Annotated in this window: 10 protein-coding genes, 1 pseudogene and 1 riboswitch; of the genes and pseudogenes, 7 read left to right on the top strand and 4 right to left on the bottom strand. The window is 70.5% G+C overall.

What is annotated here, in order from left to right:
* Positions 1-26: 26 nt before the first annotated feature.
* Entirely contained in the window at positions 27-1,313 is a 1,287-nt protein-coding gene (locus tag IE225_RS05730) for an extracellular solute-binding protein (RefSeq protein WP_190056231.1), read from the bottom strand.
* A 368-nt stretch (positions 1,314-1,681) separates the two neighbouring features.
* On the opposite strand from IE225_RS05730, the gene IE225_RS05725 reads away from it, so the two are divergent.
* From IE225_RS05725 to IE225_RS05700, 6 genes and pseudogenes are all read left to right on the top strand, one after another.
* Positions 1,682-2,446, top strand: a complete 765-nt coding sequence (locus tag IE225_RS05725) for a GntR family transcriptional regulator (RefSeq protein ID WP_190056230.1) — start codon at positions 1,682-1,684, stop codon at positions 2,444-2,446.
* 259 nt (positions 2,447-2,705) lie between these two features.
* Complete coding sequence (locus tag IE225_RS05720) at positions 2,706-2,987, top strand: DUF3311 domain-containing protein (protein WP_190056229.1); 282 nt, start codon at positions 2,706-2,708, stop codon at positions 2,985-2,987.
* The gene (gene mctP, locus IE225_RS05715; RefSeq protein ID WP_190056228.1) at positions 2,984-4,612 is read left to right on the top strand and encodes a monocarboxylate uptake permease MctP; all 1,629 of its coding nucleotides are present in this window, start codon (positions 2,984-2,986) and stop codon (positions 4,610-4,612) included. Before IE225_RS05720 ends, mctP begins: the two co-directional genes overlap by 4 nt.
* A gap of 73 nt (positions 4,613-4,685) precedes the next feature.
* The gene (locus IE225_RS05710) at positions 4,686-5,207 is read left to right on the top strand and encodes a GNAT family N-acetyltransferase (protein WP_190056227.1); all 522 of its coding nucleotides are present in this window, start codon (positions 4,686-4,688) and stop codon (positions 5,205-5,207) included.
* Between the two features lie 60 nt (positions 5,208-5,267).
* Positions 5,268-5,416: riboswitch (cobalamin riboswitch) on the top strand.
* A gap of 132 nt (positions 5,417-5,548) precedes the next feature.
* Positions 5,549-7,971, top strand: a pseudogene (locus tag IE225_RS05705) (ribonucleoside-diphosphate reductase subunit alpha).
* Between the two features lie 140 nt (positions 7,972-8,111).
* Positions 8,112-9,068 (top strand): ribonucleotide-diphosphate reductase subunit beta, encoded by a 957-nt coding sequence (locus tag IE225_RS05700; RefSeq protein WP_229879295.1) that lies wholly within the window; start codon positions 8,112-8,114, stop codon positions 9,066-9,068.
* On the opposite strand, the gene IE225_RS05695 is transcribed toward IE225_RS05700, so the two are convergent.
* Positions 8,981-9,208: a hypothetical protein gene (locus IE225_RS05695; RefSeq protein ID WP_190056225.1), complete on the bottom strand. Its 228-nt coding sequence runs from the start codon at positions 9,206-9,208 to the stop codon at positions 8,981-8,983. The genes IE225_RS05700 and IE225_RS05695 overlap by 88 nt on opposite strands.
* A 92-nt stretch (positions 9,209-9,300) precedes the next feature.
* Between IE225_RS05695 and IE225_RS05690 the strand changes: the two genes are divergently transcribed.
* Entirely contained in the window at positions 9,301-10,266 is a 966-nt protein-coding gene (locus IE225_RS05690; protein WP_190056224.1) for a GlxA family transcriptional regulator, read from the top strand.
* A 15-nt stretch (positions 10,267-10,281) separates the two neighbouring features.
* Here IE225_RS05690 and IE225_RS05685 read toward each other — a convergent pair whose 3' ends face one another.
* Both IE225_RS05685 and cyc1 read right to left on the bottom strand, forming a co-directional pair.
* Complete coding sequence (locus IE225_RS05685; RefSeq protein WP_190056223.1) at positions 10,282-11,658, bottom strand: bifunctional albaflavenone monooxygenase/terpene synthase; 1,377 nt, start codon at positions 11,656-11,658, stop codon at positions 10,282-10,284.
* Positions 11,655-12,734 carry an epi-isozizaene synthase gene (gene cyc1 / locus IE225_RS05680; protein ID WP_190056222.1) on the bottom strand — a complete coding sequence of 360 codons (1,080 nt, stop codon included), beginning with the start codon at positions 12,732-12,734 and terminating at the stop codon, positions 11,655-11,657. Before cyc1 ends, IE225_RS05685 begins: the two co-directional genes overlap by 4 nt.
* Between the last annotated feature and the right edge of the window lie 320 nt (positions 12,735-13,054).

Below are 13,054 nucleotides of genomic sequence, written 5' to 3'. Positions count from 1 at the left end.
CCGGTGGCGGGACCCCGGGGCCCGGGTCACTTGGTGTTGATGACCTTGTCGATCGCGGCGTCCGCGTCCTTCGCGGCGGCCTCGACCGACTTCTTGCCGGTGCCGATGTCCTGGAGCATGGTCTGCAGGATCTGCTGCTTCTCCACCCGGCCCCAGCCGGGCGCCATGGGAACGAACCAGTTGGACTCGGCCGCGGTGGCCGGGACCGCGGTCGCCGGGTCGTTCTTCAGGGTGGCGAGGTCGGTCTTGTTGTTGGGCAGGTTGCCCTTGGCCATCAGGCCCTTCTGCCCGGACGGCCCGGTGAAGGCGTTGATCCACTCGGCGGCCAGGGCCTGCGCGTCGGACCTCACCGGGATGGCGAGGTCGGAGCCGCCGAGGAAGACGGGCATGTTCTTGCCGGACGGGCCGGGCATCACGAAGTTCTCGAGGTTGTCCTTGAGCTTGCCGGTCTTGTCGTTCTTCGGGTCGGCGGAGGTGGCGCCCTCCCAGGCCGCGCCGAAGATCATGCCGGACTTGCCCTGGCCGAAGACGATGTAGCGGTCGGACTCGTCCTTGGTCTTGTCGCCGTGCATGTATCTGTCGACGACGTTCTTGAACTCCTTCAGCCCCTTGAGGGACTCGGGGGAGGACAGGGAGGCCTTCCACCGGCCGCCCTCCTCCTTGGCGATGGCGCCGCCGGCGTCGTAGACGAAGGACATGGCGGCGTACCAGTCGCGGGTGGGCTGGTACCAGGCGCTGAAGCCGCTCCCCTGCTTCTTCTGCACCTTGTCCAGGTCGGCGGTGAGCTCCTGGTACGTCTTCGGTGTGGACTTCACGCCGGCCGCGGCGAAGACGTCCTTGCGCCAGGTGGCGATGCGGCCGCCGGCGTAGTACGGCACGCCGTAGGTCTTGCCCTGGTAGGTGACGGAGGTCTTCAGACCGTCCAGCCAGGCGCCGGAGTTGGTGAACTTCGCCGGGTCGACGGGGGCGAAGGCGCCCTTGACCATGTAGCCGAGCATCTCGCTGTTGCCCATCTCGACCACGTCGGGGGCCTTGTCGGTGGCGAGGACGGCGTCGAGCTTGGCGTTCTTGTCCGGCCAGCCGTAGTACTCGTGAGTGATCTTCAGGCCCGGGTGCTTCTTCTGCACGGCCGCGTCGGCGGCCTTCACCAGTTGCGGCCAGTTGTTCTGTGCGTCGACGGTGAGCCAGACGGTCAGTTCCTTGGCGTCGGCCCCGCCGCCCGCGGCCCCGCCCTTGCCGTCGCCGTCCCCGCACGCCGCGATGGAGACCATCATGCCCGCGATGCCGATCGCGGCTGCCAGCTTGCGCTTCACGCCATCCTCCTCAGGGATGCCTCGAACCCCCCTGCCTCCCCGCGGTGTTCGCCGGCGCGTACCGCCCGTGGGGCCGGGACCTGGACCAATGGTGTAGACCAGTACGGGGGAGCTTGGCCCAGACCAATAGGGCTGTCAAGGGTGTTCAGGACGGCCCGGGAGGTCCGTTACGCGACCGCGATATGCAGGAATGTTTCGATTCGGGCAGCCACCGCCGAGCTGGACTAGACCAACAGCGGTCACGGCGGTATACAGAGGAGATCACGGAGCGTGCGGGCGGCCCCCGCCGGACACGGCCGTGCCACGATGTGAGCCGTGGCCGATGGGTATGTCGGTCGCTTCGGCACCCGGAGCCGGGAAGGCAGAGCATGAGCACCGACGTCAGCAGTGCGGAGAACGAGAACGGGACCAGCGTCCGTACCGCGCGCGTGCCCAAGTACTACCGCTTGAAGCGGCACCTGCTCGACATGACGGAGACGCTGCCCCCGGGCACGCCCGTGCCGCCCGAGCGCACGCTGGCCGCGGAGTTCGACACCTCCCGCACGACCGTCCGCCAGGCCCTGCAGGAACTCGTCGTCGAGGGCCGCCTGGAGCGCATCCAGGGCAAGGGCACCTTCGTCGCCAAGCCGAAGGTGTCGCAGGCGCTGCAACTGACCTCCTACACGGAGGACATGCGCGCCCAGGGCCTGGAGCCCACCTCGCAGCTCCTCGACATCGGCTACGTCACCGCCGACGACCGCCTCGCCGGCCTGCTCGACATCGCCGCCGGCGGCCGGGTGCTGCGCATCGAGCGGCTGCGCATGGCCAACGGCGAGCCCATGGCCATCGAGACTACCCACCTGAGCGCGAAGCGCTTCCCCGCCCTCAGGCGCAGCCTGGCGAAGTACACCTCCCTCTACACCGCGCTGGCCGAGGTGTACGACGTCCACCTCGCCGAGGCCGAGGAGACCATCGAGACCTCGCTGGCCACCCCGCGCGAGGCCGGCCTGCTCGGCACCGACGTCGGCCTGCCCATGCTGATGCTTTCCCGCCACTCCTTCGACCGGGAGGGCAAGCCGGTGGAGTGGGTGCGGTCGGTGTACCGCGGGGACAGGTACAAGTTCGTGGCCCGGCTGAAGCGGCCGGAGCGGTAGGACCCGCGCCGGGCCTGCCCCGGCCGGGGGTCCGGGGGTCGCCCCCCGGGAAATGCGGCGTGGCCCGGCTGAAGCGGCCGGAACGGTAGGGCATCACCGGGAAGAACGCGCTGGTCAGAGGCGACCGGGCGCGGTGCGGCGCGGCCCGGTGCCGTCGTATGCGAACCGTTATACGAACAAGGGGTTCCGCAGCGGGCGCACCGTGACCTAAATTGCCTGCGCATTGCACAGGTGATCAACGAGGGGACGGAGGCGCCCCATGTCGAATGCCCCAGAAGTCACCCCAGAGGCCCGCGGAACGGTGGTGACACCGGTACGGGTCGTCATCGCCCTCTGTCTCGCCGCACCGTTCGTGGCGCTGCTGTGGGTCGGATCGTACGCGAAGGCCACCCCGGTCTTCATCGGCATCCCGTTCTTCTACTGGTACCAGATGCTGTGGGTGATCGTCTCCACGGGGCTGACGATGATCGCCTACCACCTGTGGCGGCGTGACCAGCAGGCGCGCGCCACCCGGTCCGGGAACGGGGGTGCGTCGAAGTGAAGGACGGCGTCAACGGCGTGGCGCTCGGCGTCTGCGTCTTCTTCTTCCTGCTCGTCACCGTCATGGGCTTCCTCGCCGCGCGCTGGCGCCGGGCGGAGAACGAGCACAGTCTCGACGAGTGGGGCCTGGGCGGACGCTCGTTCGGCACCTGGATCACGTGGTTCCTGCTCGGCGGCGACCTGTACACCGCGTACACCTTCGTCGCCGTGCCGGCGGCGATCTACGCGGGCGGCGCGGCGGGCTTCTTCGCGGTGCCGTACACCATCCTGGTCTACCCGCTGATCTTCACCTTCCTGCCCCGGCTGTGGTCGGTCTCGCACCGCCACGGCTACGTCACCACCTCCGACTTCGTGCGCGGCCGCTACGGCTCCAAGGCGCTGTCGCTGGCGGTGGCGCTGACCGGCATCCTCGCCACGATGCCGTACATCGCGCTGCAGCTGGTCGGCATCCAGGCGGTGCTGGACGTGATGGGCGTCGGCGGCGGCGCGAGCACCCACTGGTTCGTCAAGGACCTGCCGCTGCTGATCGCCTTCGGTGTGCTCGCGGCGTACACGTACTCCTCGGGTCTGCGGGCGCCGGCGCTGATCGCGTTCGTGAAGGACGCGCTGATCTACCTCGTGATCGCGGTGGCGATCATCTACATCCCGATCAAGCTCGGCGGGTTCGACGACATCTTCGCCAAGGCGACCCAGGCACTCGGCCAGACCAACCCGGCGACCGGCAAGCCGCGCGGCGCCGTGGTGCCGCCCGAGGCCGGGCAGTGGACGTACGCCACGCTGGCGCTGGGCTCGGCGCTCGCGCTGTTCATGTACCCGCACTCGATCACCGCGACGCTGTCCTCGCGCAGCCGTGAGGTGATCCGCCGCAACACCACGATCCTGCCGCTGTACTCGCTGATGCTGGGTCTGCTGGCGCTGCTGGGCTTCATGGCGATCGCGGACGGCATCAAGGTCACCAACGGCCAGCTGGCGATCCCGCAGCTGTTCGAGAACGTCTTCCCGGACTGGTTCGCGGGCGTGGCCTTCGCCGCCATCGGCATCGGCGCGCTGGTCCCGGCGGCCATCATGTCGATCGCGGCCGCGAATCTCTTCACCCGCAACATCTACAAGGACTTCATCAAGCCCGACGCGACGGCGAAGCAGGAGACCGCCGTCTCCAAGATCGTGTCGCTGCTGGTGAAGGTGGGCGCGCTCGTCTTCGTCCTGACCATGGACAAGACGGTGGCGATCAACTTCCAGCTCCTGGGCGGCATCTGGATCCTGCAGACCTTCCCGACGATGGTCGCCGGCCTGTTCACCCGGTGGTTCCACCGCTGGGCGCTGCTGGCCGGCTGGGCGGTCGGCATGGTCTACGGCACGATGGCCGCGTACGGCGTGGCCTCGCCGACCCAGAAGCACTTCGGCGGCTCCGCGAAGGAGATCCCCGGCATCGGCGAGATCGGCTACATCGGCCTGACGGCGTTCGTGCTGAACGTGCTGGTGGCCGTGGTTCTGACGCTGGTCCTGCGCGCCGTGAAGGCCCCGGACGGCGTCGACGAGACCAAGCCGGAGGACTACACGGCCGACGCGGGCGACCCGGGCGTGCAGGTGGAGCTGCCGCCCGCCACGGCGGGCGCCTCGCACTGACGCGTCCTCACCGACGGGCCGCCGGAGGAAATCCGGCGGCCCGTTGTCGTACCCCTGCGGCACACTCGGCCGCATGGACATCGTGATCCGGCCGGTGCGCCCCGGCGAGTACGACGTCCTGGGCGAGATCACCGCCCGGGCCTACCTCCAGGACGGTCTGCTCGATTTCGGGGAGAGCGACGGCTACCTGGAGCACCTGCGGGACGTCGCCGCGCGGGCGGCGGCCGCCGAGGTGCTGGTGGCGGAGGTGGACGGCCGTGTCGCCGGCGGCGTGACCTTCGCCCCGGCCGGCAGCCGCATGGCCGAGATCGCCCGCCCCGGCGAGGCCGAGATACGGATGCTGGCGGTCGCGCACGAGGCCCGCGGCCGGGGTGCCGGGGAGGCATTGGTGCGCGCCTGCCTCGACCGGGCCCGCGCGAGCGACGGCTGTGTCCGTGTCGTGCTGTCCACCCAGCGCACCATGCGCACCGCCCATCGCCTCTACGCCCGCCTGGGCTTCACCCGCGCCCCCGAGCGCGACTGGAACCCGATACCGGAGCTGGACGACGTCACGCTGCTCGTCTACGAACTGCCGCTCCGGCAGCGGCCGGACTGACGACCCCGCCACCACGCAACACAACATCTGGGGGCCTCTTTCCGCTACCGGCACAACATGTATGCTCGTCTCGCTGTCGCCGCAGGGGAATCCGGTGCGAATCCGGAACTGTCCCGCAACGGTGTACGCGTGCGTGTCCATGCCCATGTCCGTGTCCGCGGACACGCATCCGCGTCAGTCCGAGGACCTGCCGACAGTGCGCCCGGCCGACCGGTCCGGGCGCCGACGTCCGGGCCTCGTGGATTGGGCCGGCGGACACGGTGCCGCGTGCGCCCGTGAACCGTCCCCCGCCCTCGCCGAGGCCCCGTGCCGAGCGAGGGAGAGCCCCCGTGACAGCCCCCGTGACCATGGTGCCGGCCGATCCGGCCGCAGCCGCGCAGCAGGACACCGACGGCCCCGGTGCCGTGCTGCTGCGGACCCTGACGGAACTGACCGCCGACCTTCCCGACGCCGACCCCGGTCGGGTGGCCGCGGCGGCCCTGCGCGGCCGGTCCGCGCGGGCGGACGAGACGGAGCTGCGGGAGCTGGCCACGGAGGCGGCCGCCGGCCTGATCCCCGAGGACCCCGCCTACTCGCGGCTGGCCGCCCGCCTGCTCACCCTGGGCATCCGCGCCGAGGCGGCCTCGCAGGGCGTCACGTCGTTCACCGGGTCGGTGGCCGTGGGGCACCGCGAGGGCCTGATCGCCGACCGGACGGCGGCGTTCGTGCGGCGGCACGCGCGGCGGCTCGACGCGCTGATCGACCCCCGGGCCGACGACCGCTTCGGCTACTTCGGCCTGCGCACCCTGCACAGCCGCTACCTGCTGCGCCACCCGCTCACCCGCAAGGTGATCGAAACACCCCAGCACTTCCTGCTGCGGGTCGCCGCCGGGCTCGCCGAGGACGACACGCCCCGGTCGGCGGACGAGGTGGCCGCGCTCTACGGCCTGATGAGCCGCCTGGACTACCTCCCCTCCTCCCCCACCCTCTTCAACTCCGGCACCCGGCACCCGCAGATGTCGTCCTGCTACCTGCTGGACTCCCCCCGGGACGAGCTGGACTCGATCTACGAGCGCTACCACCACATCGCCCGCCTCTCCCAGCACGCCGGCGGCATCGGCATCGCCTACTCCCGCGTCCGCTCCCGGGGAACGCTGATCCGCGGCACCAACGGGCACTCGGGCGGCATCGTGCCGTTCCTGAAGACCCTCGACGCCTCGGTCGCCGCCGTGAACCAGGGCGGCCGGCGCAAGGGCGCGGCCGCCGTCTACCTGGAGACCTGGCACGCCGACGTCGAGGAGTTCCTGGAGCTGCGGGACAGCACCGGCGAGGACGCCCGCCGCACCCATCACCTCAACCTCGCGCACTGGGTCCCGGACGAGTTCATGCGCCGGGTCGAGGCCGACGACGAGTGGTCGCTGTTCTCGCCGTCGGACGTGCCGGAGCTGGTCGACCTGTGGGGCGAGGAGTTCGACGCCGCCTACCGGGAGGCCGAGCGCGGGGGGCTCGCGCGCAGAACGCTCCCGGCCCGCGACCTGTACGGCCGGATGATGCGCATGCTCGCGCAGACCGGCAACGGCTGGATGACCTTAAGGACACCGCCAACCGCACCGCCAACCAGACGGCCGTGCCGGGCCGCGTCATCCACTCCTCCAACCTCTGCACGGAGATCCTGGAGGTCACCGACGACGGGGAGACGGCGGTGTGCAACCTGGGGTCGGTGAACCTCGCCGCCTTCGTCACCGAGGACGGCGTCGACTGGGAGCGGCTGGACGCCACCGTCCGCACGGCCGTCACCTTCCTCGACCGTGTCGTCGACCTCAACTTCTACCCGACCGAGCAGGCCGCCCGCTCCAACGCCCGCTGGCGCCCGGTGGGCCTGGGCGTGATGGGCCTGCAGGACGTCTTCTTCAAGCTGCGCCTGCCCTTCGACTCCCCCGAGGCCCGGGAGTTGTCCACCCGGATCGCCGAGCGGATCATGCTCGCCGCCTACGAGACCTCCGCCGACCTCGCCGAACGCCCCCCAGCACCTTCGGCAGGCTCCGGTGCAGGGGGGACCCCCGGGATCCCCGGGACCCCCGTCGGCCCGCTGCCGGCCTGGGAGGAGACCCGCACCGCCCGCGGGGTCCTGCACCCCGACCACTACGACGTCGAGCTCGCCTGGCCCGAGCGCTGGGCGGCGCTGCGCGCGCGGATCGCACGGACGGGCCTGCGCAACGCGCTGCTGCTGGCCGTCGCGCCCACCGCCACCCTCGCCTCCCTCGCCGGCGTCCACGAGTGCATCGAGCCGCAGGTGTCCAACCTGTTCAAACGCGAGACGCTCTCCGGCGAGTTCCTGCAGATCAACTCCTACCTGGTGGAGGACCTCAAGCGGCTCGGCCGCTGGGACGCCCGCACCCGCGAGGCGCTGCGCGAGGCGAACGGCTCGGTGCAGGGCCTCACCTGGATCCCGCCGGAGGTACGGCGGCTCTACCGCACGGCGTGGGAGCTGCCGCAGCGGGCCCTGATCGACCTGGCCGCCGCCCGCACCCCGTTCCTGGACCAGTCCCAGTCGCTGAACCTGTTCCTGGAGACGCCGACCACCGGCAAGCTCTCCTCGATGTACGCCTACGCCTGGAAGTCGGGGCTGAAGACGACGTACTACCTGCGTTCCCGCCCGGCGACCCGCATCGCCCGCGCCGCCCGCGCCACCTGGGCCGCCGTCCCCGGCCGGCAGCCGGCCCCGGACGCCGAAGCGGCCGCCTGCTCCCTGGAGAACCCCGAGTCCTGCGAGGCCTGCCAGTGATGCCCACCCGTCACCCGGCCACCACCCCCGAAGACACCACCCCTGAAAACACCACCCCCGAAGGACGGCGCTCCGTGCCGACGGACACGACACGACCCCAAAGCCTTCTCGACCCCGGCTTCGAGCTCACCCTGCGCCCCATGCGCTACCCGGCCTTCTACGAGCGCTACCGGGACGCCATCAAGAACACCTGGACCGTGGAGGAGGTCGACCTCCACTCCGACGTCCCCGACCTGGCCCGGCTCACCCCCGCCGAGCGGCACCTGATCGGACGGCTGGTGGCGTTCTTCGCGACGGGCGACTCGATCGTCGCCAACAACCTCGTCCTGACGCTGTACAAGCACGTCAACTCCCCCGAGGCGCGGCTGTACCTGAGCCGCCAGCTGTTCGAGGAGGCCGTGCACGTCCAGTTCTATCTGACGCTGCTGGACACCTACCTCCCCGACCCGCGGGAGCGCGCCGCGGCCTTCGCGGCGATCGAGAACATCCCGTCCATCCGCGACAAGGCGCGGTTCTGCTTCACGTGGATGGACTCGGTGGAGCGGATCGAGCGGCTGGAGAGCAGGGCCGACCGCCGCCGCTTCCTGCTGAACCTGATCTGCTTCGCCGCGTGCATCGAGGGCCTGTTCTTCTACGGCGCCTTCGCGTACGTCTACTGGTTCCGCAGCCGGGGCCTGCTGCACGGCCTGGCGACCGGCACCAACTGGGTGTTCCGCGACGAGACGATGCACATGGGCTTCGCGTTCGACGTCGTGGACACCGTGCGGAAGGAGGAGCCGGAGCTCTTCGACGACGCGCTGCGGGCGCAGGTCACCGACATGCTGCGGGAGGCCGTCGAGGCGGAGCTGCAGTTCGCGCGCGACCTGTGCGGTGACGGCCTCCCGGGCATGAACACCGACTCGATGCGGCAGTACCTCGAGTGCGTCGCCGACCAGCGTCTGACGCGGCTCGGCTTCCCCCCGGTGTACGGCTCGGAGAACCCCTTCGCGTTCATGGAGCTGCAGGGAGTTCAGGAGCTGACCAACTTCTTCGAGCGGCGCCCGTCGGCGTACCAGGTGGCGGTGGAGGGCACCGTCGACCTGGACGAGGACTTCTGAGGCGGCCGGGCCCGGTGGGACTGCCGGGCCGCATGCAGCTGGCGGTCGATCCGGCGCTCGTGGCGCAGGCCCACGAGCGCCGGGCCGGCGAGGAGGAGGAACAGGATCACGACGGTCACGAATCCGATGAATGCGTTCATGAGGTAATCGTCGTACGACCAGGACACTCCTGACAGTGGCAGGACTGCCGTACCCCTTCAAATTCCTGCCACCACCGGTGCACACTGGCAGCATGCTGAAGAACGTCGCCGCCGTCCTGCTCGACGGCGTGCACCCCTTCGAACTGGGCGTCCTGTGCGAGGTGTTCGGCCTCGACCGCAGCGACGAGGGGCTGCCGGTGTACGACTTCGCGGTGGTCTCCGCGGAGGGACCCGAGCTGCGCACCCACGTCCCCGGCTTCACCGTCTCCACGCCCCACGGCCTGGACCGGCTGCGGGAGGCGGACCTGATCGCGGTGCCGGCCGGGAGCGACTTCACCTCCCGCACCTATCCGCCCGAGCTGCTGGACGCCCTGGTCGACGCCTGCGCGCGGGGCGCCCGGGTGCTCAGCGTCTGCTCCGGAGTGTTCGTGCTGGGCGCGGCCGGGCTGCTGGACGGGCGGCGGTGCGCCGCGCACTGGCAGCAGGCCAAGGAGCTGGCCCGCCGCCACCCGCGGGCGATCGTGGAACCCGATGTGCTCTACGTCGACGAGGACCCGGTGATCACCTCCGCCGGCACCGCCGCCGGCATCGACGCCTGCCTGCACCTGGTGCGCAAGGAGCAGGGACCGGAGGTCGCCAACAAGATCGCCCGGCGGATGGTGGTGCCGCCGCACCGCGACGGCGGCCAGGCGCAGTTCGTCGAGCGCCCGCTGCCCAGGTCGCGGTGCGACACGGTGGGCGGGGTGCTGGCGTGGATGGAGCGCAACCTCGACCGGGAGATCACCGTCGAGCAGCTCGCCGCGCGCGCCCACATGTCGCCGCGCACCTTCGCCCGCCGCTTCCAGCAGGAGACCGGCACCACGCCGTACCGCTGGCTGCTGCGCCAACGGGTGCTGCTGGCGCAGCAGTTGCTGGAAGCGACGGACGAGACGGTGGACGCGATCGCCGCGCGGGCCGGGTTCGGCACGGCGGCGGCGCTGCGCTACCAGTTCGACCGGGTGCTGGGCACCACCCCGAACGACTACCGGCGCACCTTCAGGGGACCGCGGGCCGCCTGAGGGCGCGCCCGGCCATCACCGCGGCAGGGCCCTCACCAGCAGCCGGCGCGGCCGCAGCGTGATGCCGATGCGCGGCGCGTCATCGGACCCGGGGGCCTGCTCGAAGCGGTAGGCGGAGGCCATCGCCGCCGTCAGCAGGGTGAGTTCGGCCATCGAGAAGTGGTCGCTCGGGCACTTCCGATTTCCCACGCTGAACGGGCTCATGGCGTATTTCGGCACCTCCTTGGCGCGCTCCGGAAGCCAGCGGTCGGGGTCGAACTCCGCGTGTGCGTCGAACGACCGCGGATCACGCTGGATCGCGTACGGGCTGTAGACGATGTCGGCCCCGGCCGGAATGCGATACCCGCCCAGCTCGGTATCGGCCACTGCCCGCCGGGTAAGAATCCATACGGCCGGACGCAAACGTAATGTCTCGATCACCACATTCCGGGTGTGCCGCAGCTTCTCGATGTCCGCGAAGGCGACGGGCCGGTCGCCCACGACCTTTGCCACCTCGTCCCGGATGCGGTCCGCGTGATCCGGGTGGTCCGCCAATACCTGCAGCAGCGACATGAGGGTGGAGCCGACCGTTTCGCTGCCCGGGGTGACAATCGCGATGACCTGGTCGTGGATCTCCTGTTCCCCGATGGGGTCGCCGTTGTCGTCCTCGGCCTTTAGCAGGGCCGTCAGCAGGTCGTCCGGTTTCCGGCCGGAGGCACGCCGGTCGGCGATGATCTCGTCGACCAGCAGGTGCAGGTCCGCCAGCGCCCGATTGAAGGCGCGGTTGGCCGGGAACGGCAGGCGGTAGAGCGGCCCGAGCGGAATGACCATGCGCTGGTACATGCCGCTGAACAGGGTGGCGAGCGCGGCGCAGATCCGCTCGGCGCGGTCGTCGGTGTAGGTGCCGCCCATCAGGCAGCGGGCGGCGATGCGCACGGCCACCCGGAACGACTCCCGGGTGGCGTCGATGACGTCGAGGGACCGCCAGCGCTCCACGAGCGCGTGCGCCTCCTCCTCCATGACCGGCCCGTAGCCGGGTATCGCGTCCAGCCGGAACGCGGGCTGGATGGTGCGCCGCTGCCGCCGGTGCAGGGCGCCGTTGGCCGTGGCCACGCCCTGCCTGCCGAGCAGGCTCTCCAGGGACTCCCACAGCGGTCCGGCGATGATGTAGTCGGGGCTGAGCGCGACCGCGCCGGTCAGTTCGGGCGTGGTGACCGCGTACACCGGCTTCGGGCCCAGTTGCAGGCGTACGACGTCGCCGTGGTCGCGCAGCCGGGAGAAGAAGTCCAGCGGGTCGCGCGCCAGCCGCAGGCCGTGGCCGAGAAGCGGCATCGCGCCGCCCGCCAGGGGCGGTTCACGCAGCTCCCGGACCGCGGACGCGGCGGATGCGGGCTTCGCCGACTCGACGGTCATTTCTCACCTGCCGTTTCGTTGTCGACGTACGGGGGTGTGGACCGGTCGTCCCAGCTGTCCACCCTGTACCGCCCGGACTCGTGGTGGAACCAGTAGACGGAGCTGAACCAGTTCCGCATGTTGGTGACGCAGGACCGCACCGCGACGGCGAGTTCCTTCCCGCGGACCGTGCCGTCCTCGAGGCCGTCGGCGAAACGCAGCGCCTCCCGCTCGGCGACGACGAATTCCGTGACGCATTCCCCGATGCGGCGCCGGAGCTCCTCGACCGCTTCCTCCAGCGTCATTCCCCGGTGCACGATGAGACTTATTCCGAGGTTGTGGACCTCGTCGCCCGCTATTTCCTTCGGCAGTGAGCAGAGATCGTTGTACCAGGCGGCGAATTCCTGACTCAGCAGGGCCGCGCGCCGATAGGCCGGGTTTTTGCGCACGGCGTCCGGGAGTTCGCATCCCGCGCTCGGTTCCAGCAGATCCGTCCAGATCCAGTGGGCGAAGGTGAGCCGGCGCAGCGCGAGGTATTCCTCGACGCCGGGGACGATTCCCTCGGTGCGGTTGCGGAACTCCCGGTCGTAGGCCTCGATCACCGCGTGGAAGTGGCGGGCGAAACGCGCGTTCCACGTCTGCGGCAGGAAGGAGAACAGCCGCAGCACGCTGTCCGCGAACCCGGCGACCAGGGGGTCGTGGTGGTGCAGGTGCGCCCGGGGTGCTTCGAGGGCCGTGTGCAGCGCCAGCCGCAGCCGCCGCCAGGCCGCCGGCCGGCCGTGCACGATGTCGCGGTCGTGACGGTCGTCCCAGACGAAGAACCAGGCGCTGTAGTCCGCGATCGCCTGGAGCACCGCGTCGGGGGCGCCCAGGTAGTAGCCCGCCATCAGGTCGGTGTAGCACAGGCCGTCGGCGTACTCGGCCACCTTGTCCGCGGGCATCAGGCGTTTTTCCAGCAGCCAGGTGCGGGTGTTCACCTGAAGCCTCGGCCAATACGGGTGCAGTTGCCGGGGAAAGGCGGTCTCGATCACCGGCAGGGCCAGTGACGGCGGGACCGCGGGAGCTGTCGGTGTGGCGCTGTGTGGTAATGCAGGCACGAGCAAACCCCTCTCAGCCGTCAGGGCGCGCACGCTCCCCCCCTCCGTGCCGGGCGTGCGCCGTTGCGTATCCCCGCTCTCCCCATTCAGCACCACAACTGACCGTTCTGGGAACGGATTTGCACCACTCACCACCCCCGGGCGCCGGAATTCTCCCCTTGTGCGGCTGTTGACGGTTCATCCGACGCCCGGACGGGGATCACCTGTGCGACGGACGGACGAACGACGCCCGACGGGAACGTTCCCGTCGGGCGCATCGGCGGCACGGGGCGCAAAAGCCCCACCGGTCTTTTCCCGTCCCGGTCGTACCCGGTCGTACC

Source organism: Streptomyces echinoruber (genome assembly GCF_014651135.1).
In the GTDB taxonomy this organism is placed as follows: Bacteria; Actinomycetota; Actinomycetes; order Streptomycetales; family Streptomycetaceae; genus Streptomyces; species Streptomyces echinoruber.
Note: the sequence above shows the minus strand (reverse complement) of the source record. Positions and strands in the feature narration are given on the sequence as shown.